Origin of the sequence: Pseudomonas sp. HR96 (assembly GCF_034059295.1) — a bacterium.
In the GTDB taxonomy this organism is placed as follows: domain Bacteria; phylum Pseudomonadota; class Gammaproteobacteria; order Pseudomonadales; family Pseudomonadaceae; genus Aquipseudomonas.
Genome location: NZ_CP139141.1, coordinates 2,841,104 through 2,864,543, shown reverse-complemented (window position 1 = coordinate 2,864,543; position 23,440 = coordinate 2,841,104). Strand labels below are relative to the sequence as shown.

19 protein-coding genes and 4 pseudogenes are annotated in these 23,440 nt (G+C 56.5%); 14 read left to right on the top strand and 9 right to left on the bottom strand.

Annotated elements, in window-relative coordinates; genetic code table 11:
- Positions 1 to 75 precede the first annotated feature (75 nt).
- Positions 76 to 2,133 carry a phosphotransferase gene (locus SFA35_RS12815; RefSeq protein WP_320570899.1) on the bottom strand — a complete coding sequence of 686 codons (2,058 nt, stop codon included), beginning with the start codon at positions 2,131 to 2,133 and terminating at the stop codon, positions 76 to 78.
- Positions 2,130 to 3,050 (bottom strand): ABC transporter substrate-binding protein, encoded by a 921-nt coding sequence (locus SFA35_RS12810; protein WP_320570898.1) that lies wholly within the window; start codon positions 3,048 to 3,050, stop codon positions 2,130 to 2,132. The genes SFA35_RS12815 and SFA35_RS12810 overlap by 4 nt, the downstream gene beginning before the upstream one ends.
- Before the next feature lie 320 nt (positions 3,051 to 3,370).
- Here SFA35_RS12810 and SFA35_RS12805 point away from each other — a divergent pair, with 320 nt between their 5' ends.
- On the top strand, positions 3,371 to 4,366 hold the full coding sequence (locus SFA35_RS12805) for a hypothetical protein (protein ID WP_320570896.1): 996 nt from the start codon (positions 3,371 to 3,373) through the stop codon (positions 4,364 to 4,366).
- 74 nt (positions 4,367 to 4,440) lie between these two features.
- Here SFA35_RS12805 and SFA35_RS12800 read toward each other — a convergent pair.
- Positions 4,441 to 4,654, bottom strand: a pseudogene (locus SFA35_RS12800) (integrase); the annotation flags it as partial.
- 465 nt (positions 4,655 to 5,119) lie between these two features.
- Between SFA35_RS12800 and SFA35_RS12795 the strand changes: the two are divergent.
- The 10 genes and pseudogenes from SFA35_RS12795 to SFA35_RS12750 all read left to right on the top strand — a co-directional run bounded on the left by SFA35_RS12795 (position 5,120) and on the right by SFA35_RS12750 (position 14,289).
- Positions 5,120 to 5,299 (top strand): hypothetical protein, encoded by a 180-nt coding sequence (locus SFA35_RS12795; RefSeq protein ID WP_320578996.1) that lies wholly within the window; start codon positions 5,120 to 5,122, stop codon positions 5,297 to 5,299.
- Positions 5,238 to 6,500: pseudogene (gene tnpC / locus SFA35_RS12790) on the top strand (IS66 family transposase); the annotation flags it as partial. The gene SFA35_RS12795 and the pseudogene tnpC, both read left to right, overlap by 62 nt.
- 16 nt (positions 6,501 to 6,516) lie before the next feature.
- Positions 6,517 to 7,065, top strand: a complete 549-nt coding sequence (locus SFA35_RS12785; RefSeq protein ID WP_320570895.1) for an AAA family ATPase — start codon at positions 6,517 to 6,519, stop codon at positions 7,063 to 7,065.
- Positions 7,066 to 7,453: 388 nt separating this feature from the next.
- Complete coding sequence (locus SFA35_RS12780) at positions 7,454 to 9,364, top strand: P-loop NTPase fold protein (RefSeq protein ID WP_320570894.1); 1,911 nt, start codon at positions 7,454 to 7,456, stop codon at positions 9,362 to 9,364.
- A complete protein-coding gene (locus SFA35_RS12775) occupies positions 9,364 to 10,218 on the top strand; it encodes a hypothetical protein (protein WP_320570892.1) in 855 nt (284 codons plus the stop codon). The genes SFA35_RS12780 and SFA35_RS12775 overlap by 1 nt, the downstream gene beginning before the upstream one ends.
- A complete protein-coding gene (gene qatC, locus SFA35_RS12770) occupies positions 10,215 to 11,480 on the top strand; it encodes a Qat anti-phage system QueC-like protein QatC (protein WP_320570890.1) in 1,266 nt (421 codons plus the stop codon). Before SFA35_RS12775 ends, qatC begins: the two co-directional genes overlap by 4 nt.
- Positions 11,480 to 12,220 (top strand): Qat anti-phage system TatD family nuclease QatD, encoded by a 741-nt coding sequence (gene qatD / locus SFA35_RS12765; RefSeq protein WP_320570888.1) that lies wholly within the window; start codon positions 11,480 to 11,482, stop codon positions 12,218 to 12,220. The genes qatC and qatD overlap by 1 nt, the downstream gene beginning before the upstream one ends.
- A 107-nt stretch (positions 12,221 to 12,327) precedes the next feature.
- Positions 12,328 to 12,552, top strand: a pseudogene (locus tag SFA35_RS12760) (carbohydrate porin); the annotation flags it as partial.
- Positions 12,553 to 12,949: 397 nt separating this feature from the next.
- Complete coding sequence (locus SFA35_RS12755) at positions 12,950 to 13,426, top strand: hypothetical protein (protein WP_320570885.1); 477 nt, start codon at positions 12,950 to 12,952, stop codon at positions 13,424 to 13,426.
- Positions 13,423 to 14,289: a hypothetical protein gene (locus tag SFA35_RS12750; RefSeq protein WP_320570883.1), complete on the top strand. Its 867-nt coding sequence runs from the start codon at positions 13,423 to 13,425 to the stop codon at positions 14,287 to 14,289. Before SFA35_RS12755 ends, SFA35_RS12750 begins: the two co-directional genes overlap by 4 nt.
- A 159-nt stretch (positions 14,290 to 14,448) precedes the next feature.
- Here SFA35_RS12750 and SFA35_RS12745 read toward each other — a convergent pair whose 3' ends face one another.
- Entirely contained in the window at positions 14,449 to 14,715 is a 267-nt protein-coding gene (locus SFA35_RS12745; RefSeq protein WP_320570882.1) for a LysR substrate-binding domain-containing protein, read from the bottom strand.
- A 289-nt stretch (positions 14,716 to 15,004) separates the two neighbouring features.
- On the opposite strand from SFA35_RS12745, the gene SFA35_RS12740 reads away from it, so the two are divergent.
- Positions 15,005 to 16,156: an RES family NAD+ phosphorylase gene (locus tag SFA35_RS12740; protein ID WP_320570881.1), complete on the top strand. Its 1,152-nt coding sequence runs from the start codon at positions 15,005 to 15,007 to the stop codon at positions 16,154 to 16,156.
- 25 nt (positions 16,157 to 16,181) lie between these two features.
- On the opposite strand, the gene SFA35_RS12735 is transcribed toward SFA35_RS12740, so the two are convergent.
- The 4 genes from SFA35_RS12735 to SFA35_RS12720 all read right to left on the bottom strand — a co-directional run bounded on the left by SFA35_RS12735 (position 16,182) and on the right by SFA35_RS12720 (position 19,519).
- The gene (locus SFA35_RS12735) at positions 16,182 to 16,877 is read right to left on the bottom strand and encodes a helix-turn-helix domain-containing protein (RefSeq protein WP_320570880.1); all 696 of its coding nucleotides are present in this window, start codon (positions 16,875 to 16,877) and stop codon (positions 16,182 to 16,184) included.
- Positions 16,878 to 16,979: 102 nt separating this feature from the next.
- The gene (locus SFA35_RS12730) at positions 16,980 to 17,897 is read right to left on the bottom strand and encodes a hypothetical protein (protein WP_320570879.1); all 918 of its coding nucleotides are present in this window, start codon (positions 17,895 to 17,897) and stop codon (positions 16,980 to 16,982) included.
- The gene (locus SFA35_RS12725) at positions 17,869 to 18,789 is read right to left on the bottom strand and encodes a hypothetical protein (RefSeq protein WP_320570878.1); all 921 of its coding nucleotides are present in this window, start codon (positions 18,787 to 18,789) and stop codon (positions 17,869 to 17,871) included. The genes SFA35_RS12730 and SFA35_RS12725 overlap by 29 nt, the downstream gene beginning before the upstream one ends.
- Before the next feature lie 442 nt (positions 18,790 to 19,231).
- Positions 19,232 to 19,519, bottom strand: coding sequence for a hypothetical protein (locus SFA35_RS12720; protein ID WP_320570877.1), 288 nt, complete (start codon positions 19,517 to 19,519; stop codon positions 19,232 to 19,234).
- A gap of 598 nt (positions 19,520 to 20,117) precedes the next feature.
- Here SFA35_RS12720 and SFA35_RS12715 point away from each other — a divergent pair.
- Complete coding sequence (locus tag SFA35_RS12715) at positions 20,118 to 20,795, top strand: hypothetical protein (protein ID WP_320570876.1); 678 nt, start codon at positions 20,118 to 20,120, stop codon at positions 20,793 to 20,795.
- A 562-nt stretch (positions 20,796 to 21,357) separates the two neighbouring features.
- Positions 21,358 to 21,711 (top strand): annotated as a pseudogene (locus SFA35_RS12710) (DNA-binding protein); the annotation flags it as partial.
- A gap of 95 nt (positions 21,712 to 21,806) precedes the next feature.
- Here SFA35_RS12710 and SFA35_RS12705 read toward each other — a convergent pair.
- On the bottom strand, positions 21,807 to 23,117 hold the full coding sequence (locus SFA35_RS12705) for a site-specific integrase (protein WP_320570875.1): 1,311 nt from the start codon (positions 23,115 to 23,117) through the stop codon (positions 21,807 to 21,809).
- Positions 23,118 to 23,440: the final 323 nt, after the last annotated feature.

Genomic DNA, 23,440 nt, shown 5'->3' with positions numbered 1-23,440 from the left:
ATGGCCGGGCGCACTCATCCGCTGCGCACGTTTGGACCGGGGCGCAGGATGAGGCGTAGGGATTGAATCGGCAAATCAGGCCGGCGTTGGTCCGGTGGTCATTGGCAAGGCGGTGTTGGCGCTCCACTGCTGCAACGAGCCGTCGTAGATCATGACGTTGGCACGGCCCAGCAGGGTCAAGGCGAAAGCGCTGGCGGCGGCGCTGATACCGCCGCCGCAATACAGCAGCACGGGTTGATCCCCCTCCAGCAGGGTCGATCCCAGCGCCTGCTGCAGTTGCGCGCGGGGCAGGTAGCGGCCCTGTTCATCGAACAGTTGCCGGGCAGGGCGGTTGAGGCTGCGCGGGATATGCCCACGGCGGTGATAGCGGGTGGCGGCGCTGCCGTCGAACACCCCTTGGCCCAGGGCGCACACCAGCTGGCCCTGCGCCTGCCCCTGGCTGACGGCAAGCACTTGCTGCTGATCGACCCAGTGGCCCGGCTGGTGCCGCAGGGTCGGCCCGGACTGACTGGGCTGCTGCTGCGGGCCCGGGCCGCTGTGGATCGGCTGGCCGGCAGCGCGCCAGGCACTCAAGCCGCCGTCCAGAAGGCTGGCGGCGATGCCGACGCTGCGCAGCATCCACCACAGACGCGCGGCCCAGAAACCGTCGTTGCGGTCGTGGATGACGATGCGGCTGTGGTCGTCGATGCCCAGGCGTTGCAGCTGCGCGGCGAACGGCTCGAGCGCTGGCATGGCGAAGCTGTAGCGGGCATTGGTGTCGTGCAGAGCGCAGGTCAAGTCGGCATGCCGGGAGCCCGGAATATGCTCGTCGAGCCAGCCCTGGTAGCCGCTTTCGGCTCGATAGTCGCCATCGAAACGCGGGGAGGGCAGCAGCACCGTCGCGTCCAGAATGACCAGCCTTGGGTCGTGCAAGTGCTCGGCGAGCCAGTTGACCGAGACCAGTGAGTCAGGCGCTGCTTCGGTGACCGGGCTGGCTTCTTTGCGGGCAACGTGCGCTGCCACCACTGATCCATGGTCGCGAATATGCGCCAGCAGCCGCTGGCCTTCGGCCCCGGCGAACCACTGCGCGTGGCCAAGCAAATAGCCCTTCCAGGCCAGATCAGTGCTCTCGCGGTTGCCCAGCACCTGCGCGAAATAGACCATTTCCGATAGCGCGAACTCGGCATGGACGACAGGTAGCCATGCTGTCAACGCCTCGATCGACTGCGCTGACAGCGGCCGCACCTGGTGGTAACCCTCCAGCAGCGCATCGACGATATCGAGATCGGCGCGGGCGTGGCCTTCGCTGTCCAGTTGCAACCAGGGAACAGCATTGCGTTCCAGCGCGGTGGCCAGGTCGTAGAGCGCGAACGTACGGTCGCAGAGGCCGAAGTCCAGCACGCTCTCGACCTCGCCATTGGCGCTCCATAGCAGATTGGAGGCATGCCAGTCGTTGTGCGTCCACAGCGGCGCCTGGTTGGCCAGGGTGGGGCGCAACGCATCCACCGCCGGCAACACGTGCCGCTGCAGTTCGGCATGCCAGTCGCGCTCGCCAAGGTAGGCGGCCACGGCCGGATGCTCGTGCAGATAGCGCTCCAGGGCGCGGGCAGGATCACGGTGGGCGAACAGGTGCCAACGGCTGGTCAGCGTTCGCGCCTGGCGCAGCGGCGCCTGGAAGCCTTCGGCGGCGTTGTGCAACTGCGCCAGGCTGCGACCGGCGGCATGAGCGTGGGCCCGGGTCTGGAAGGGCGACCAGGATTGCGCGTCGCGGTACAGGTCCTGTCCCGGTGCCCGGGCATGAATCTCGTAGGTCCAGTCGCCGAGTGCCAGCGCCGTGCGGCCATCGTCACTGGTCTGTACCTCGGGCACGCCAAGCCCGGCCTGGCGCAGGTGCGCGATGAAGGCATGTTCTTCCTCCAGCCACGCCGGTAGGCGAACCTCGCGATGGTGACGCTTGACGAACCACTCGCCGCGATCGGTGCTGATCAATGCCGCCGAAGAGAAGGGCCGAGGACTGTGCCAGTCGATGCGCTGCAACTTCCCCAAGTGCGAGAAAAAAACCAGCAGGCCGTTCACGTCATCGCAGGTCAGCATCGGCCAGTCGGCAGCGACCGTTTCGCCCGCCATGCCATGGGTGTGTAGCGTTTGGCTCATGCCTGAAGCTCCGTCAGGTAGTCATTGCTGATTGCCTGGCGCCAGGCGTGCGGGTTGGCAATGATACCGTGTTCGTGCAGCCACTGAGCATAGGGCTCGACCAGCGCCTGGCGTTGCGCACCCCACTGACCTTGATGCAGCCAGGTCGGGGCGATGAGCTGCAGCGAACGCTCGATCAACTGGGTCGGGAAGTAGGGAATCACCCGCTCATAGGCCGAAAATGCCAGGCCTGGCTCCGCCGCCACGGCCTCGAAGCCGCGCCGACTGGCCTGCAGAAACGCCCGCAGGGTCGTCTCGTTGGACGCAAGCCAGGCATCGCCCGCCGCCAGTAGGTAGCTGTGGTAGGCCGGCGCGCCCCAGTCACTGACCCGGTGCACTACCCGGCGCTCGGCGGGGACGGCGCTCTCCATCAGCGCCTCCCAGGCCCAGTAGCCGCCAAAGCTGACGTCGGCGACCCCGGCGGCCAGCTCCTCCGGGCGCAGCTCACGGCAGCCACTGTCGACAATGATCAGCGCATCGGGGTCGCCGCCATCGCGGCGCACCAGGTCACGAACCATCGCCAGACCGCGAGGCGTAGGGTTCAACGCCAGGCGTTTGCCCATCAGATCACGGGGCCGCTCGATGGCGAATTCCGTCAGGGTTTGAAACGCTTCCAGCCCGGCATGGTTGATGGCAGCGACGCCGGTGAGCGCCTGGCCCTGGTCACGCCGCACCAGCAGCCGATTGCTTGGGCACACCGCCAGCTGCACTTGCTCATCGAGCAAATGCTGCAGGCTGTCGCCGCGCTCCGGATCGGCCACGCGCAATTCCACGTCCAGCCCCAGTTCGGCATACCAGCCACGCTCGCGGGCCACATAGAAGCCCGCAGAATTAGGCCAGGGGTGGAAGTATTCCAGCATGATTTTGAGCGACACCATGGATCAGACCGCCTGCACGGGTAAACGAAGGTGGCTCTTTATAAACGAGGAATTTGGTATATACCAAATATCGGATGGCGCTATGCTTAGATAGCATCGAGAATTCCCTTGAAGAGATGCCGGCTTTCTGGAAGCTTGGGCATGTACCGTCCGTTGCCCAGCTGAACGCTGCCCGCTGATGGTAAAAGGACTATGATGGCGCAAGCTGTAGGCGACAAGGCGCCGGCTTGGAGGCCTCGTGCCGGGGTTATTCCGGCTCGTGGCTTCAGCTGAATGCTTATGCTTAGCTATTTCAGAACAATGTGCAGGAAGTGCCACTGATGAGCACCCGGGGTCATTTCAATTTCATTGCCAATCAACCTGCTTACACTGAGGCGCTAAAAGAGTGGCGGGTCGGTTTGCTCCACTCCAAGTTCTTCTGGTTTGACCTGATAGTCAACCCGCCGGAAGGGTGCGACGTTCAGCGGCAAGCAGCAGCCTTCCTTGACAGTCACCGAGAGGCCGTCCGCAATAGCGCCGATAAGCGGTTTGTGTACTTCATCGCTGCACGGCAGCAGGTAAGGTTCTGTTGCCGCAGGCCACCGAAACGATCCCTGTCTCGAAAGTACCTGCTGATCCATCTCGAAGTTGGGCGGGCAAAAAAACTGAAACAGCTGCGCTTGGAAATACCCAAGGACGCCCGTCGGTTCGCCCTGCCAACCTTGACTGAGGACGGGCGTTTTATCCTGATCGAGGGTGAGGAAGGTCAGCAGGCGATCGCGTTACCTGTCCATGATTTTTTGATCCTTCATGACATCAATCTGGGGGTCGACACCGAAGTGCTCTACGTTGGCTCTACGGACGATCCTGCCACGCGTCCGTTGAATCGCGATCACCGAGGTTATGGCGACTCTGTTTATTCACTGTCGCCGGAAGAAACCGACGTCTTCGTGTTCTACAACATTTTCAAAGTGGTTTCAGTGGCAAAAAACCGTGATCTCATGCTGAATTTCATGATCGCGAACTCTCTAATCGACGAGGTCCAGCGAGTCGAAGAGGGGGAGCTGCTGGAGCATGCGCTCATTCACTACTTCGGCACCAAGAGCCAGGAGCGCAACAAAATATCTGAGTATGGCAGACTCAGAAACGGCCTGAAAAAGCTGCTGGATCGCCATAAAATAAGCGCAATCACCTTCGATATCGAAATGGAAGAGCCCCATGAGTTTTACCGGTTCTTTTCTCGCCAGGTGAGTGCGCGGGACCGCCATCACTTCACGCTGCGGATAGAACACGACCAGGTAATCATTGCAGCGCCTGAACCGGTGACGTTTGGTTGAGCTGGGCACTGACCATCGAGCCCAAGCGCCAATAGGCGGGTGACGGCGGCCAAGGCGCGAACTAGCGACTCCAGTCAGTCTGCTATGGGTCCAGGTGCTGCAGGCAGCGTTCCATCCTCCTGGTCACGGATCAGCTGACTGGCCCGACTGTCCAACAGTGATCCAGCCTGCAAGTAGCCCATTACCGTCCTGACGCTGCGGTGCTCGGCATAGCCATGACCTCGCCGAGCGGCACGCCCTGCTGGCTTCGGTAACGAATCCCGAACGCAGGCTGTGCGCGGCCCAATCGTAACCGTCCGGCAAAGTCACCTACCTAAACCCAGCAATAAGGGCGATGTTCTCCACCTAAAAATACGTGGACACCATCGCCCTTATCGTCAGGATTCCCATGCGCCAAAGAACCTCTTACCCCAAACCTTTCAAAGCCTAGATAGTCCAGGAATGCCTGGAACCTGTCGTGTCCATGGCCAGTGTTGCCCTGCGCCACGGCATCAATGCCGACTTGGTTCGAAAGTGGATACCTCTTTATCACGATGTTCAGACTCCGGCGTTACCTGCCTTCGTTCCAATAAAAATGGAGCCCATAGCTCGGTCCGATCAACCATTGCTGGTGAGTCTAGAGATCCCTTTCGGTCAGCAAACCATCACCGTCAAATGGCCTTCGGCAGATCCTGATGGCTGCGCCCGATTCATCCGTGGTCTAGCCCGGTGATCCGTATCGACGCCATCTGGCTCGCCACTGAACCTCTAGATATGCGCGCTGGCACAGAATCTGCGCTGGCCAAAGTGATCGCCGTGTTCGGTGCGGCGAAGCCGCACTGTGCTTATCTTTTCGCCAATCGTCGCGCTAACCGGATGAAGGGCCCCCGGGAAGGCACGTCAGCAGCCCAAACGCGCGCCGCTGCCACCGCAATTTCCACGGATCCGCCATGAGCCGGAAAACACCCAGTGCGCCTGCGGCTGCCAACTTCAGCGCATCGGCGAGTATGTCAGCGAAAAGCTGGATTACACGCCGGGCGTGTTCACGGTCGAGCAGCATGTGCGTAGAAAGTGGGCCTGCCGTCAATGCGAAACACTTATTGAGGCGCCGGTGCCGGCCCAGGTAATCGACAAAGGCATACCGACTGCGGGCTTGCTCGCTCACGTGATGGTCGCAAAGTTCGCCGACCACTTACCACTGTACCGGCAGGAGAAAATCTTCGGCCGCGTCGGCTTGGCAATTGCGCGTTCCACGTTGGCTCAATGGGTCGGGCAGATCGGCGTGCAGCTTCAGCCGTTGGTTGATGCGCTGCGAGAAGTCGCCCTGGCGCAGCGGGTTGTACATGCTGATGAGACGCCGGTGCAGATGCTTGCGCCCGGTCAGAAGAAAACTCACCGCGCTTATGTCTGGGCTTACTGCACCACGCCGTTCACGGGGGTTAAAGCGGTGGTCTACGACTTTAGCCCAAATCGCGCAGGTGAACATGCCCGCAACTTCCTCGGTTCCTGGAACGGCAAACTGGTATGTGACGACTTCGCGGGCTACAATGCATGCTTCGTAAAGGGCATGACCGAAATCGGTTGCATGGCCCACGCCCGTCGCAAGTTCTTCGATCTGCACGTGGCGAATAAAAGTCAGTTGGCAGAACAAGCACTGCACTCGATTGGCGGCTTGTACGAAGTCGAACGGCAGGCGCACGACACGAGCGATGAAGATCGCGGGCGAATACGCCAAGAAAAAGCCGCGCCGCTGACTAAAGCCCTTCACAACTGGATGTTGACCCAGCGCGATCTTGTGCCCAACGGATCAGCGACGGCTAAAGCCTTGGATTACAGTCTGAAACGCTGGGTAGCGCTGACGCGCTACCTCGATGATGGGGCTGTACCAATCGACAATAATCCAGTCGAAAACCAGATCCGGCCATGGGCGCTTGGGCGCTCGAACTGGTTATTTGCAGGATCGCTACGTAGCGGTAAAAGAGCGGCCGCGATCTTGAGTTTGATTCAGTCGGCACGCATGAATGGGCATGATCCGTACGCTTATCTCAAGGATGTGCTGATGCGGTTGCCGACTCAGAAGGCCAGTGAGATTGAACGGCTACTGCCGCATCAATGGAGCACTGTTAATTCATCGGAGATGGCAAACTCGTTTTAGAGTGGCTGAGAGCGAAATGACAAACGAGACAGCACGTTACATCTTGATCACAGGCGCGGCAGGTACCGGCACTTCGACCTTAGCGAATGCTTTAGCAAAGGAACTGAGCACATCTCACTTGGAAGCAGATGATTTTTTGTGGCTGCCGAGTAACCCGCCATATCAATATCTGGCAGACAAAACGCAGCGAGGAGAGCGCTTGCTACAGGAAATGCGCGCTCATGGCCGTGCTGTAGTGGCCGGATCAGTAATGGGTTGGGGGCTGCCGCTTGAGAATGAATTTGATCTTGTGGTGTTCCTATATCTTCCTGTTGAACTCAGGCTAGAAAGATTAGAACGTCGAGAGGTAAAACGCTTCGGTCAAGCAAAGCCGGAGTTCCTGGCTTGGGCTGCTCAGTATGATGAGGGAGGCGTCCCTGGACGGAGCTTGGCCGGGCATCAGGAGTGGCTGTCTGTGCGTACTTGTTTTGTCTTAAGGCTTGAGGGGGACATGTCCGTCGAAGATCGAGTACGGCAGATACTGGATGCATTTGACGGGTTAAACCATACACCGTCGGTCATCTGAACGTGTGTTGGCCATACGCTTACGCCCAATCTCCCTCCAGGCCGGCCATTTAGGCGCGACGCTGCACAATCCAGGCGCCAAGAGCGGTTGAGTGCCGTATTCATTGGCCTCGGCCTGCACCTACGTTGATGGAGAGGCTGAAGACGGCGCGAGCTCGTCATGTTTTTGGTATGGCGTGTTGCCGTTAAGCGACTTAGAATCTTTGGGATCCGATTTGCGTGCTGTAGAGCTCATATGGCGTTGGCCCATTGCCGGTCTCGCCACTGGACGTAACTCAGCGCAGTCAACTCATTACATGGACGTTTTCTCGGCCCTGCCTGGGCGCTGCTGCCAGCAGCATCAAGCGGCCAAGCGTTCCTCGCACGAAACCCGAAACGGACTTCAATCCATGTGGCATGACAACGAGACAACGGTCGATTATCTGAACTTTGGCGTGGTAGCTGATGCCTGCGCCAGCCTTCTGCGGCAGAGTCGTGGCGAGCCGATTTCGATAGGTGTGTCAGGTGGTTGGGGGGCGGGTAAGTCCTCTCTGGTCAAAATGATCGCCGCTCGCCTCGAAACCCCGGCAGCCCCAAGAGTTCCGTCACCAGCCGATGCCGCCGCTGCCCAGCCTCCGCCTGCCGAAGACCGATACGTTGTCATCACCTTCAACCCGTGGCTCTATCAAGACTTCGAAAGCGCTCGCAGCGCGTTGCTGCAAATCGTCGGCGATGAGGTGCTGAAGCTGGCGAAGGGTGATGAAACGCTGCTGAAGAAAGCCCTCGACCTCCTAAAACGCATCAATCTGCTGCGGTTGGCCCAGTTCGGGGGCGAGGCTGCGATCACGATTACCACGGGTGTGCCTGTCGGAACGATTGGCAAGGCGATCGGAAAGGTTTCAGGTCTTTGGAGCGCCTTCAGCTCAGACGGCGACGCGGCTGAGGGGGGAGACAAAAAAGAGGGAGAGGCGCTGGATCTCAAGACCGATGGTCTGTTGAACCCGGCGAAGCCGCTGTCGCTGCCTAACGAAATTCATGCCTTCAGATCAGCGCTCGAAAAGCTGCTGGAAGAGCTTGGCATCACCTTGGTGGTGTTTGTTGACGACTTGGATCGGTGCCTGCCGGAGACGGCAATTTCGACTCTCGAATCCATCAGGCTGCTTTTGTTTCTCAAGCGCACGGCTTTTGTGATCGCTGCCGACAATGAATTCATCCACGGTGCCGTTAAGAAACATTTCGAAGGCACCGGCATCACCAGCAACATCGCCACTAACTACTTTGACAAGCTGATCCAGGTGCCTCTGCATGTGCCCCGTATCGGCGTGAACGAAGCCAAAGCATACCTCGTGCTGCTCCTGCTCGAACGCGAGGCCAGGACGGGGGCATTTCCACAAGAAAAATTTGATCAAGCGAAGATGGATATACCGCAACGCCTAGCCCGAAGCTGGCTCGGCGAGACGATTACGTCTTCGTTTCTCAACGAGCTCGTGGGAGCCGATACACGTCTCCAGGCATTAATGGAACTGGCACAAGGGTTGGCAACGCTGATGTTCAAGTCGTCCAGTATCAGTGCGAATCCACGGCTCATGAAGCGCTTTCTGAATACTGTCTATCTGAGGGAATCCTTGGCGCAACCTCAAGGAATCACCTTGGACATTCCGGCATTGGCGAAGTGGCATTTGTTGGAGCGCTACAAAGAGGAACTAGCCGACAGCTTGTCGTCCATGGTCAGTTCTGAAAACGATGGGCAAGTGGCGGAGTTGCTGCAGGCCGAGGAGGTCGCCCGCGATGGAGGCGCACTGTCCAAGCCTTTTGACGAGCCATTCGTCCAAGAGTGGCTGCAGTTAGCGCCGGCGCTTGGTGCGACGGACTTGCGCCCTCTGCTTCACCTGAGTCGAGATACTGCGACGCGCGATTTCGGCGACAACAACATGACCCCCGCCGCCCGTGTTCTTCGTGATGTTTTGAAGGTTGCCACCAGCGCCAATGAACCTCTGACGAAGGCTATTGCCGCCGTCGACAGCGACCAGGCAGAGCTTGCGATGGTGAAAGCCTGGCAGAGAACTGCATCGTCGCGGACATGGAAAGCCACCGTCGAGATGATCATCCTGATTGAACCCTGCAAGGTTTACCCAGCACTCGGAAGGCGTGCAGCAGGGCTGTTGAGTCTTGCTCCCCTGGATGCGTTAGGGCCAGGCATCATACCCGCCCTAGCAGGCCAATCCTGGGCGGCGGAAATCTTGAGATCCTGGGGGGAGGATCCTGCCGTAAGCGAACGTACCAAAAGGGCCATCAAGGCAGCGCTAAGGAGTGGAGTCTGATGGGAACTTCTACATCAAGTGGTGGCGGCAAGGCGGGTTCGCCCTTTGACCCGGAATGGTTAGATCAGGGCGATGCCGCCGGTGGCCCAGCGCCAGATGGCGGAGCGCCGGATGGTGCTCCAGATGGTGATGAGGGTGTTCCCCAGGATGCACCTGAAAATGGAGAGCCCGGCTTAGAGCCCGCCCAAGATCAGGACATCGCGCCAGATCGCAGGTTTATGCCGGCCCGATCCCAGATGGGCAAATACCTGTCTGGAGGTGGTCGTGACGCGCTTCGCGGCGCTGCCAGCAGCATGATCAACAAGGGTATGGGTGGAGCGGGGCGTGCAAGCAATACCATGCGTGGGGTTGCTCAAGGCGCGGGGCAACTGGGATCGTTTCTCGAAGCGGTCAGGGCCGGCACCGATCCTCAAGTAGTCGACTGGATTCAGAGGGTTCGCGGCCAGAACCTGTCAGCCAGCGATCTTGCCTTGGAACTCATCAAGGAAGTCATGCCGGGCACCGGCAGTGTCGACGATGAGTCATTGAGAAACGCCGCCGCCGATGCATTAGCGCAGCTGTATGAACAGGATCCCAACGTCGATATTTTTCAGCTTGATGATCAGCAGATCACTGCGGTCATCGGGTTCACGATCGCCAACGAAGTCTGCAACCGGATGGATCTGCAGCTGGGCCAGACTTATGAAAAGCTCAAGTATTCGCCGGTCGAGATCCAGGCGTTCCGTAATGACATCAAGCAATGGGTTCACGGAGAGGTGCAGCGAATCATGGAAGGTCTAGCGGCGCAGAGAATCGATCCCCAAACCCTTGCGCATCGTGTGCTGCAGACCGCGCTAGAGGTATTTGCTGAATGATCAAGGTCATTTGTACCAGCGTTGCCCGTCTTCCCGCGCAACTCGCCGAAGGGGAGCGCGCCTTCACCTATTTCAGAAGCGCCAGGCGTGAGGGTGTCGGTACCATCGCCAAGAGTTGGCACGGCTCCTTGAAGCGCAAAGGGTTTCGCCCAACCCCTGCGGCTTGGGACTTCGTTCAGTTCTGCTTGGCAGTCTGTGCGACCGACCTTTGCGCACTGCGCAGTACAAGTGCTGATGGCTGGACTCGTACAATTGAGCTCAGTGTGGGGCTTCACGAGCCATTGCGATGGGATCCGTGGAAGGTGGAGCTTGAGCAACTGCTGAAAGTGCTGACCGGGGACTATTGGACTCTGATCTTCACGGATGCAGGCCTGCCACCCCCTCAAGGACGTTTCACCACCAAGGATCAAGATTGCGTTTCCTTGTTGTCTGGTGGTCTCGACAGCCTTATCGGTGGCCTGGATCTCGTGGCCCAGGGCCGGCGGCCTCTGTTTGTTTCTCAGCTGGCGCACGAGGACTCCGAACGCCAACGCCGATATGCAACCCTGCTTGGTGGTGCTGATGCCCACTATCAGTGGAGTCATGGAATCAGCTTCAAAGGCCCGCGTGAACCGTCGACGCGTGGTCGTTCACTGGCGTTCTATGCCTTCGCCGTACTGGCCGCGTCTCGGCTCGGCGTTGCGCGCCCGACAATCTACATCCCGGAGAACGGCTTCATTTGTGTGAACCCCCCACTGGTTCCTGGGCGAGTATCGAGCCTGAGTACTCGCACGACTCACCCTCTGTTCATCAACAAGCTGCAGCAGGTTCTCGATGGTATTGGCGTCTCGGTGCAGCTGGAATTGCCCTACCGGTTCAAGACCAAAGGGCAGATGATGAATGAGTGCCTTGATCAGCCGCGCCTACAAGCGCTGGCGTCCGATACGACCAGCTGCGGGCGATTCCGTACCTACAATCGACGTCACTGTGGTCGTTGCGTGCCTTGTATGATTCGCAGGGCTGCTTTCGGTGCCTGGACATCGGGGGCCGATGCAACCGAGTACGTCTTCCCAGGGTTGGTAGGGAGCGACAAATCCAGCGGGCCAGATGATCCGATGTCTGTAGCATTGGCGGTACTTACGGCGCGAGATAGAGGTATCGACAAGTTCTTGGGAGCATCATTAGCGTTTGCTCCTATTCCTGAACGACCTCAGTATCGATCTGTGCTCACCAATGGCATCCATGAGCTGGAGGCCCTTTTAACCGGAGACGGATTGCTTTGATGGATTTTCACTGCCATCTCGACCTCTATCCCAATGCACGGAAGGTCTTCGCGCAAGCGGTGCAGAGGAACATGTTCACCTGGCTGGTTACCACCAGCCCTCGGGCATTTTCTGCCACCAATAAGGTGCTTGGCGGTCATGCAAATATGCTCATCACACCGGGACTGCATCCGGAAATCGTCCATGAGCGTTACGCTGAGCTGGACACCCTGATCGAGCAGATCAAATACGCATCTGCTGTCGGTGAGGTAGGGCTGGATGGTTCCAAACGGTTCCAGCACAGCTACGACGCTCAGCGTACAGTGTTCACTGCTGTGGTCGCGCAATGCGCCAACGTCGGTGGACGTGTGCTGAGCATTCACTCGCGCCAGGCCGTGAAACAGGTGCTAGCGATTCTCGATGACCACCCAGGTTTTGGCACAGCTGTTCTTCATTGGTTTACAGGGACGGCTGCTGAGCTTAAGTCCGCCTCGGATATGGGATGCTGGTTCAGCATCGGGCCGGCAGCGTTCAACTCGGCATCTGGCAAGGCGCTTGCCAAGAGGCTTCCTCGTGATCGCGTGGTTCCTGAAAGCGACGGGCCGTTCGCCAAGGTCAACGGTGCCACTGTCATGCCGTGGAGCTCAGGCCAAACGGCTGAGCTGCTGGCTGAGGCTTGGGACGTGCCAGTGGGGGAGGTGGCAATGACTCTCGAATTCAACGCTAGACAGCTGATCGGGCTGATAAACAGGGCCGATTGACTCTGTTCGAGCCCTTACGCTCCTCGTGGATGTGTGAGGCTTTCACCAATCAATATGCCTTGAACTGAACACACGCCGACCTCTAGACACGGTGCGACTGATTGGGGAAGCGGCAGCGTCTGGTCAACGAGATCAATGACGTCTCCGACTATGACGATCCCCGTTACCTGCCGGTACAAGGGGATGAGTACAGTGCCGAGATCTACTACGGGGCCAAGATCACCAATTGGCTCACCCTGCGGCCAAACCTGCAGTACATCGTTCATCCGGGTGGCGTGAACCAGGTCGACAATGCTCTGGTTGGCGGTTTGATGGTACGCGCTTCCTTCTGACGCAACATGGTTAAAGCGACAGCAGTGCGGGCTCGATTGAAAACGGGCCCGCATTTTTGTTGGCCCCTCTGTCCCTAAGCGATGCGCCGTCTCCGAGCGTTGACGAGGGTGTAGCTGTGGTTGGGTTGCGTCGTCAGGTTCGACGCAGTGCGTCTCCAGTTAGCGTATTTGTCTAGTCAGCTATCTCCTTTAAGCACGAGGGGGCTAAAAAATCTGCTTCTCAAGCGCTCATAACGTGCACTGTCTACCGCCAAAATGATATCGTTACGATGGCTCTAGCGCCTGCTTCTCGTGCACTGGATCACTGGACTCGAAGAACATTTACCGCAGTCCTATTCAGCGAAATCAAGGAGTCAGGCCAGATTTTTCGCGTATTACCATGCAGGGAGTATCAACGGTGAGCTCAAGCGCAAGTTTTTTCGAAGAAGATATTCCGGAACAAAGCGCAGTCTCGATCTATATCGACAACCTCGGCGACGCAAGCGCTATTGCGTTGGTTATCCCTGAGGTCAGTCCTCAGGATGGGGTCGCCATTATTGGCGCGGACTCCATTGAGTTTATGACACTTCTTCGTGAGCAGGAGTCAGACGAAGTCAGCATCGGCGTTTGCGGCGACGCCCAAAACCTTCACTACAGTCAGCTCAATAGTATCATTCTGGATATCGGCAGCTACCTCTTGACAGATATCGGAATCCCGTTATTTGTCACCGTTTTGGGGAGCTTCATTGAGTCTAAGATTAATCAGCATAAATCTGAAGATATAGAGCTCCGGGTGAGTGTGGTCAAGGGGAAGGGGAAGGCGAAGAAAAAATATCATGTGTCCGGTAAGCCTAGGGATGTTCTAAAAATTGTTAAAGAGCTTGGAGGGAAATGAACTCTGTCAATTTGCTTTCAGAGCTTGACGACTTGCTTTGCGCGTGGTGGATGATTGAGCTCCGCGATGAGCGATACTTGCCGTTACTGGAGGCTCTAAAGGGGGCGACAGCTGACACCCAGCTGAAAAACAAAATATGGATGTATTCGGCACTGTTAGACAGCCACTTACTCAATCTGAATATATTTGGCCTCCTAAAATCTGGAAGCTTCTACCAAGCCTGGTGCGCTTTGGAGCAGCTGGAAATTCTCCTTTCTAGAATTGACGAAAACAAAGCATGTCTGGATGGTAATTTCGGTCAGAGATTCCTGAGTAATGCGGTTGGCAGCTGGCAGGCACTTTTTCCGTACAAGATATTTTTTAGCAGTCGTGAGATAATCAAGAAACTAAGCTGCTCGATTTGCGAAAAACCGAGGTCAGTCCTTCAGGGGTGCGGCCATAGGAAAGGAAAATTATACGCCGGCGAGATCTGCTATGACGTAGCCGAAGATTTTGAATTGATTACTTGGGACGTTGTGTCGAATCCTGTTCGAAAGTCATCCGTCCCTTTTTCCAGCGAAGGTGACCAACATAACTACACAATGTTGAAGGCTGTTCTTCAAGTAGTCACAAGCCCTCGACATCAGTTCAGAGCCTATATAACCGGAACTCCGTTAAAAAAGCATACAGGTGTTCACTCACCTTCATCCGTGTGTCCCTGCATGAGGAGCATTCGGCATTATGATGATTGCTGCATGCCTCGTCCAACTATCGAGACTAACCACATCAACCTGGTATTCCATTTACCCATGCAAGCATGTGTGAGCGACCTGCAGGTAGTTACTGAAAGTGCCGAGACCTGTCCATCTAGTCAGGAGTCCTGACGGGGCGGAGGGCGCAGAGACTACGTATGAAGGCTCCTGGTTTCACTCTGCCTCTGGACGGAGACGCCCTCAGGGCCGCAACTGAACTGGCATGGGATTTCTCGACGGCATTGGTCGAATCTGTTTACGAATATGCAGGGCACTGGCTACCCCCCTTTCTTAAAACTGAAGATTGAGGCTTGATGTGAAATGCTCCACTGCCTCTTTCACGAACGCCCTGACAACTGCCATTTGCTGACGATCAGCTTTGTAGACAAGATTCAATGGCCTGGAAGGCCCTTGGTACCCGCTCAGCACGCGTACTAGGTCTCCCCGGCGCAGGGCATCCACCAAGGTTTCCTCGGCCGCCAGGACGATTCCCTGACCATTGATGGCTGCGTTGATCAGCGCTCGCATATCGTTTAAGGCTGCCATTAAGCCGTGCATGTGCCTGCTGTTGAAATAACTCCCTGGCACGCAAAAGCGCTAATGGGTGAAAATGCTGGCCAGCTAGGGAGCTGCTTCGGTGCGAGCCAAGACGCACAGCGTTTGATAAAGGTTAGGGAGTTGGCCGTGGCCACACGCTACAGAGCCGTACCTGCGTCGACAGATCCAGCGAAAAGGTACGTCAGCCTCCTGCAGCCTCTGCGGAACCAAGCGCAAGTGTGTTCCATTAGCCAGCATCACCGCCCAGGTGGAGAGGGTGCTGGACTCGTATATCCGTGAGGGTGATTACATGCCTCGCTGGACGTCTGACGGCCCTTGTGACGCTCAGGAAGGTGAGGATGCGGTTTACTGGATTAGTGAGCTTTTTGACTGCGACACGATCGTTCCCATTGTTCAAGAGGTCTACCGCGATCTGACCTCCTATAGCAACGACACCAACTATGTCCTCCTGCCATTCACTCCCAACAATGTCGGGCACCAGTGGTGTGAGTTTCAGGAAGGCGTGACCCATGGCAACCGCTACTTCAATGACAGCGCCAGGCAATTCCTGGGGTGGTTGTTCAAAGGGATGGATCACTATTCCGCATCATCTGAAGAAAACTCGGTGGTGCGCCTACTCACTCCCGATAATGCAGCCCCTTTTTTCCGTGCTCGGGCATGTTCAGGGAATGAGGAAGTCGAGGTTATTTGCGCTGATCCAGCCCGCAATCTCGGTGCGCCCCCCCCCAAGGAGAAAGCAGGCGAGGGCAGGATGAATCCTGCCGGGGTACCTGCATTCTATGGCGCCTTTGACCGCGAAACGTGCGTTGCTGAGCTTCGACCTCGGGTGGGCAGCGATGTGGTCAGCGGCCAATTTCGCTTAAATGCAGACGTGAGGGTGTTGGATTTTGGCCGGTTTGAGAGCGCAGACCTCGGCCCTTCACCAAGCTTTTTTGACCCAAAGTATTTCGAGAAAACGGGACGGCAGGAATTTCTTCGCTACCTGCATAACGAGATCACAGCCCCCGTGAATCCTGGAAACCAGCGCAGCTACCTGATCACGCAGGTTATTGCCGAATACCTGGCAACCCATTACGTGCCGCGCTTTGACGGGGTTATCTTCAAATCGGTGCAGAAAGAGGGCGGGCAAAACCTGGTGCTCTTCTCGCACGTCGCTTGCGAGGCCACTTCGATGACCTGGCCGGTTTCAGGTGGATACTACGTGCGTGGCCGCAAGGCTTCGGATGCGCCCCGAATCGAATACGTCAATGGCAGCCTCATCAAGCACACCATCAAAGGAGTGGTCTTTGGCACTGATGAGTATGTGCTCCCCGAGACACTGCCCGTTGCTGTGCCACAGCCGATCTTTGATTTCCGGGGGCAGCCAAATCTTGATGGCCCGCCTTCCGCCGTTCCCTCAGTGTTTGAGCCCTCACTGTGTAGCGAGGGTGCGGTGGGATAAGCGTCCTTGCTCATGGTTGCAGGACTTAGAAACTGAAATCCAGTTTCTTCTGCACCGCGAACTCATCAGGAGCTTTGCCCTGTTCGAAGGCAATCAGGTACGTCATCTGGGCAGTCATGGGCTTCGCATCGGGCTGGCTGCCCGACACCTTCAGGTGTACCTCACGCGTTGCGCACTGAATCGACACCTGCAGCGTGAGCAGTTCATCGAGGAGCTCCTGCATCTCGTCGTACACCGAAAATTTTGAAGTTTCCGGGTAGTCGCTGGCGCAGTCCCGATATTCACGGAAATAGTCGATGAGCGCCGCAAAGACCTCATGCGCCTCACGTTTGATTTCAAAACCAGGCTGGCAGATATCGACCGTAGAACCTTCTGCGAGCTTGGCGAGTTGGTGGCCAGTCGACAGGGGAAAGGTCGGGAGCGTGATGTAGTCTCGGTCAAAGCGGGCTTTCTCTTCCTTGAGCTCTTCTTCGGTAGGAATGATGTAGGGCTTGTTGAATGCGTCGATGTCTTCGATCTCGAATGCTCGCGCGAGCGCGCGGCGGGTATCGAAGCTCGCTGACTTTGCGTTCTCGACGCGCTGGACAGTTCGCACGTTCAGACCCGCGAGCTCGGCCAGGGTCTCTTGTGACCACTGAAAGACCTCGCGCATTTTGCGAATAAGGGCAGCGAATTCTTCAAGGTTCAACAGGCGAGGCTGGCCAGACGTGGTGCTGTTCATTGTTTCGCTCCATCAGAAGGTTGGTAGGACTCATGATGCGGCAGCCCCCAATGGCACAACACGACAGGAGCCCGACAGCGCCCGCCAGCCCAGCGGCTGACGTCACGGGGCTTTCGTCGAGGCCTGATTCGCAGACGGGCTCAGACGTTCGTCCTCAGCTTGAAGGCCCGCGTAGAGGGTGTCCCCTATCTCATAGAGGCTGATACTAACCCGGGCTAGCAGGGTGGCTCCGATTTTGACGGGATGAGCTCCGTCAGCTGCATTCAGATCACGAAGCGCGTCCTCCAGATCAGTCTTTGAAGGCAGGTGAGCGTCGCCGAGGCGCAGGCCATAAGCGATATGCAGCGGCGTCATGATCTGGCCAGCCACGTCCTTGTCGCAGTACTTCAACAGCAGGCGCTCCAGGAGTTTCAAGCTTCCTAGTTTCTCCTTGGGGTCAACCTTCACAAGCTGCCTCAAGTGATCAACGTCGACAGAGTCCACAGTGAGTCTAGATATGGCTTTGGCCAAGGCCAGTACCCCATTTTTGTCCAAGGCTCGAAATCGGTGACAGTTGCGTAGGATATCAGCCGCATGGTCATGGGGTTTAAACAGCGGGCCGTCGAAGCGTTCAGAGAAGAAAGCATTGAGCTTGGAAATCACTATCTTGAACATCTCTTCCGGCGCTGTGGTGTCTGCGGGATTGGTTTCGAATTGGGACGCCAACAATTCGCGGGAGGGGCGGCCGTCTGGCGAGATGTTGAACCCATGCCATATCTTTTGTTGCCAAAGGGGAAGCTTGACGATGTCGTATGCGTGCGCGTTGATGTGGCTCTGTTCATTCACTCCAAAATGAACACTGTAGTCAGGCGAGCATTTGACCGAGCCAGTGCCCGATGTATACCACCCCAACGCTGAACCCTTGAACGCTAACAAGGCTTCAATCACCTCAGCCTTGAACCATAGGTACAGCCCGATATCCTCATCGTAAAGCGCGCTCGCCGACTGCCTTTCACCGCCGGCGCCTGTGGTGTAGTACACGAACTCGTTCGCTCCTAAAAGCGGGCTCTACCAACTCGTCACGCCAGAGCCTACCGTCGACCTGCTCATAGGTGAGTCCTGAGTGTTTGACTTCATAATGCTCGTAGGCAGTATTGTTGGTGTCTTCGGCAGCAAATGCCGGGACATCTTCTTCAGAGTCAACATCTGTGCGCCATACTCTCATCACGGACGTTCGGCCCAGCAGGCCTCCATCGGCTCTTATGCTAAAGGTATGCAATTTAAATAGCTCGTCGGCCTTCTTTTCTTCGACAGGCGTGCCATGCCATGGGATGTGAGAAGCATCTGCGATATATTGCTTACGTTCTCGGTATTGCGACAACCTGAGGGCAAGACCGCGTGCGCATAAATAATCGCGTAGATGTTCAGCACGGATTTCTATGGCGATTACCCGACCATCTTTATGCCTGCGCTGCCGGATAACCTCCATGTAGCCCTCATTGGGGCTTACCCATGAATCACCTTCCTGCATCAATCGCAGCGCCAGAATTAAATCTTGGTTGACTAGCCATTGAGTATCGTGGTCGCTGTTTAGATGATTCAGAAGGACGAGCTCAACCCCTACCGGCGGCTCGTTGTCATCGTGAAGGTATTGATCTGCTGGCTTGTAGCGGCCATTGCTGAATGCGTAAGGCCCAGGGGAATGAATCAACCCGATGGAGCTCCAACCCAGAGTATCGCCTAACTCTCGCTGATCCGTGTAGACCGCCAGTGAGCCGACGCAAAGTGTTTCTTCAAATGTGCCAGGTTCCCTGTCAGCGCCTTCCTGATACAACACTTCAGATTGACGTAAGGGAATCCAAATGGAAGCCGATAGTCGACGCCGCCGGACGTCCGCCATCTGGAACCACTCTGGTGGGTAATTGGCTGGCATAGTGCACTCCTTGGTAGTGATCGGCGTTGTTCGGGGACGAAGACTGCATTGCCTGTTGGCTGGTTACAGGATTCATCATATCTTGCGGGAATTGCCAAGCGAGATAGGCCTGTTGACTGCTGGGGGCGCGATGCCGGGGTCGTGAAAACTCTCACCCTGCATCCATACAGCTGCGTTATCCAGTATCGTCGGTAGAGAATTCAGTCTCGAAGAAGCGAACGGCTTGCTGAGTGATTGGATTTTTCGTCAGCTTCTTGGCGTGTTAGGCAGGCCTAATTCATATTCAATCGGGCAGCATCTGATACATCGATTCATACTCTAATAGGGGGCGGCGCCAACAGGTGGTACTCACTTGGGCGTGACTTCTTCATAAAGCGTGCCCAATACCTCACGGACGAGACGTGGATGGCTATCGCCATACACGCCGCGTTCGCGGAACGGTTCACTCAACGAGCTTGGAAATCTGAGCTTTGAGAACCAGATGTGTGGTGAGCCTACGCTTGGTGAGCGTCTTGAACGCCCCTTCCTTCGAGGGCTTTTGGGGCTTGGAGGTGTACGCATCCCACATACCCAAGACGATGACTTCATCATCTTTCTTGATGCCTTTGAACCACTCGGCATCTGGCGCCCAAATATTATGCCCATAAAAGCCCCCGGCCTCAGGAATTAGGTTCACTACAGCTACCGTACTGAACGCGGGACCATGGCGGCTTTCTACTGCCGATGCCATGGCATTTCAGCTGCATTTTTTACATCACAAACAGCTTTGGCTCAAGGGTCTTGGAGCAACACGCTATCAGCGTTGGTGATTGAATTAATGCATGCAAGCGCCTGAGGTTTGCCGGGTGCGTCGGGCTCCAATCTGAGTATGGGAACGACGACTTCAGTCATGAGCGGGCTAAAGATGATTATCTAGTGGAACTGCTGAGCTCGGGCTAGCAGGTGCTGCCGTCAAAAATGTCCAAAAAATAATCGCTGACCCTCACAAAAGTCCTGAAAGCATTGCCAATTTGTTAGCACTACGACTGTTCGTCCGCGATTGCGAAAATAGTTGACTCCCACCCCCTTGAAAAATTTTAACGACGACTGGCGTGGCACGAAACTGGGCCGCCGCTCCATGCTCTGGCGAGCTCCACAAGCTTGTCCTCTTGCACTTGTGAGCGTGGGAGGGCTAATCTACGAGCAGGCCACCCCGCCTAAGTTCTGGTCGGCTTGAAAAGGGCGCAATCCAATAGCTCTACCTCAATACTTGCAGACATTTCCGGATACCCGGCTGTGTGCAACGACAAAACGACTCAGCGTTGCCTACAGACATTCGGAGACCGAACATGGCTGATTTCCTCACGCCTGCTTCATTTCAGGCTCGTAAATTTTTGGCCCAGCAAGGGCACACTGTTCAACACCAGCCCGTCCTTGAAGTCCTGGCAGCATTGCTTGGCTACAAGAGCTTCGCCGCGTTGAGGGTCGAGGAAGGCCTCCCCGGGCAAGATTATTACCTGGATGATGCTGAACTACTGGTATTGAACGAACCAGAGGGCCTGGCTCGTGCGCAGAGCTTAACCCTGCCGGCCGATCAAGTTGTGCCCCGCTGTATCGCTACCTTGAAGGCCTTGTGCCCAGTGCCGGTGTTCGTTGGCGTCCAGGATTTTTACGATCTGCATGCGCAGGAAGCTCTTGCAGGAGCTATCTACGATAGCGACGACGTTGCTGGGGCCATGGCCGACACAGGCGCTAGCTACGAAGACGATCCCGAGATGGATGGTGAGTGGAAAGCTGATGATCTTTGGCATTCCCAGCAGTCTTGGTCTATCGAAGATGGAGGTACGCTCAGCGGAGATCCTGTGGGTGATCGTATCTTTGCCGGGGACACGCTGCTATGCCGTGGAGCACTGATCTATGCGAAAGCTGGTAGGGCGGGTCTAGTGCTGATCGATACCACCGGAGGGGCCAGCGTGGATGACAGCTGGCGCGACCAAGGCTGGGATCAATATGATAACCGGCAGTGACGGGTGACTAGTTAGATTGACCGGGTGGCGGAGGCTGCTTACACCGCTGCATAAGTCGGTTTAGATAGTCCCCGCTGCTTTAAATGATGTGCAGTGGCAAGGACATGTTTGTCTGGACGTTCTACGGACACGGGAATACCCGTGGGCGAGTAGCGTCCAGTGTGGATGATCTACAACCCAAGCTTGGGGGACTGAAGCGCTGATCTACGGCAGCTCTCTTGCAGTCTGGTCGCTGTCCTTCGTGACGTCAAATCACGACGCTTGCACGACCGTCGAGACTACACGTTTTAAGGTTCCTACCTGTACTGCACACCTGCGGCTAATGCTCTGGAAGCGCACGATCAAGCCGTGTGGCGTATTAGCCTGGATCCATTGTGGTATCGCTTGCCGTTATGGGTGCATGGGGATCGTATCACCAGATCAATGCTCAAACGCCTGCAAGGTTGTCATTTGATAACGTTGCCGTGTTTTTTCATACTGCAGATCAGTCACTGGGGCCTGAAGTCCAGCGCGACCTGGCTCAAAGGTAGTCGAGCGATCCCCGAAGTTCGGAGCAATAAAGATGGAATTTACCTTCACTCTCAAGTATCAGTTAACAACCTGCGACACTGACATCGACGCGCTCATTGAGCAACTGGTAGAGGAGGGGTGTGACGATGCACTGGTGGGCATTGGGCAATCTGGCCGAATTGGTCTTGAGTTCGTGAGAGAGGCTAGCAACGTTAGAGAAGCAGTCGAAAGCGCATTAGCCGATGTCCGCCGCGCGGTGCCTGACGCTAAGCTGATTGGAGCGACACCCGATCTTGTAGGCCTCACAGACTTGGCTGAAGTCATGGGCGTGTCCCGGTAAAACATGCGCAAGCTGGTCTCGAATCACCCCAGCTTCCCGTTCCCTGTGCATGACGGTCAATCCGCCTCCAATGAAGATCGCTTCGCGCAGCCCACTCGTCCCCGCCAAATCACGTTTTCTACCGCGCCGCTGCCTTGGTATCTACCTTGCCCGGGCGAAGATTACCCCCTGTCACGCATACCGATTTTCTTGACAGATCGACTGCGCTCTTGGTCATGCGAGTGGTAGTAGACGTTCTGAGTCGTACTGAGGCTGCTGTGGCGTAAGTCCAACTGTAGATCCTTGGCACTGCGCAGCGGCGCATCAAAAGTTGCTGCCGTATGCCTCAGCCAATGGGCGGAAGCAGCTTCAGGACTGATCAGCTCGTGCTCCTCTCGGCCTTCATCTCGCATCCGGGACAACGTTTTATCGAAAACAGCCTGGAGGAGGGCGCGCACTTGTCGTCCTGAAAGACCTGATCTGCCGCGCAGCGTCGTGAGCAGAGGTGTCTTTTCCTCCCACTGTGGAAGCGCTGGAAGGCCAACAAAACGCCGGTAGCGCTTCAGGTATCTGGTGATGTACTCGTCTCTAACGGCAACCTTGCCGGCTTTGTTGCCTTTGCCGATGACGTGGTACCACCAATTTCCCTCTTCGTCTTGTCGAAAATCGCCCATGGCCGGTTGCCAATTGGGCCTGCCGACGATATCTGAAACGCGAAGGTACATGGCGAAGAGGGTAGCTAGGATGAACAGCGTCCGCTCATGACGGTCAGGCTCGACCAGCGCCATCTGTTCAGCGGTTTCCAGAACGTAGTCCCATTGAAGAGGCGTCAACGCCCGATGAGCGCCTTCTTCTTGTGGAGTGCTGCGATTCTGCCCCTTTTTTTTGATCATCCGGAAGGGGTTTGCAGCGACTGCGCCGTCTTCGACCAGGTGTTCGAAGAAACGACTACTGATTGAGTACACCTGATTGATGGTGCCTTGAGACGCTCGGTAGCTAGCGTGGACTGCCATATCCAGGGGCTGATCACAGCATTCCTTCTCACGATGAGCAGCCTTGGAAGACTTCAGGCTGAACGGCCTCCATTTTTCGTTCGGCATAACCAGATCGCCCCACGTTGACTCTGTGTGGCTGCTGGAGACAAATCGCCCGCGAACAATTGGGCCAATCCAGTCCGACGGCGGGTTTCGGCAGAACTCAAGATAGTCCTCGGCGTCTTGACGTTTGAGCTGGCTGAAAGGTTTGCGCTTAACAAGCATCGACCATAGGAGCAATCGTTCCACATGTGTACGGTAAGACGTAAACGTGAAGCTGTTGTCCGAGAATGACCTCAGAAAACTGCGCGCCGCGAGGTAACCCTTGTGTGCCTCAACCTCAGGCTGAAATGAGTCCAAGTAAACTCGAACGCACACCATGCCAGGCTCAGGCGAACTAAAGTCCTGATCAATGAAGATCTCATAGGACTCGAAAATGGGCCGTGGCAGCTGAGGCATTAGAAGGATTCACCAAGTGTTTAGCTCTGCGAGAAACTTCCAGTATTGGGAGTAACTGGAAGTTGGAAGGGTGCGTGTCTCAACCCTGCTCTCGCCATCCGCTGATTAATAGAATGATCGTTTGACAATGCCCGATACTAGCGCCCCTACGTACCGATGCGCAACTCCACTCTTTGAAATTTCATGACGCTTAGATGGCTGATAGAATTCGACAGCAAACCTTGACTTACATCTTTGGCTGTACTAGCCGCGCTGGCTTTCTAACTTTGAATTCTTGGTGTTCGGCTTTAACTTATATTGTCGACAGGGTTATTTAATCGGAG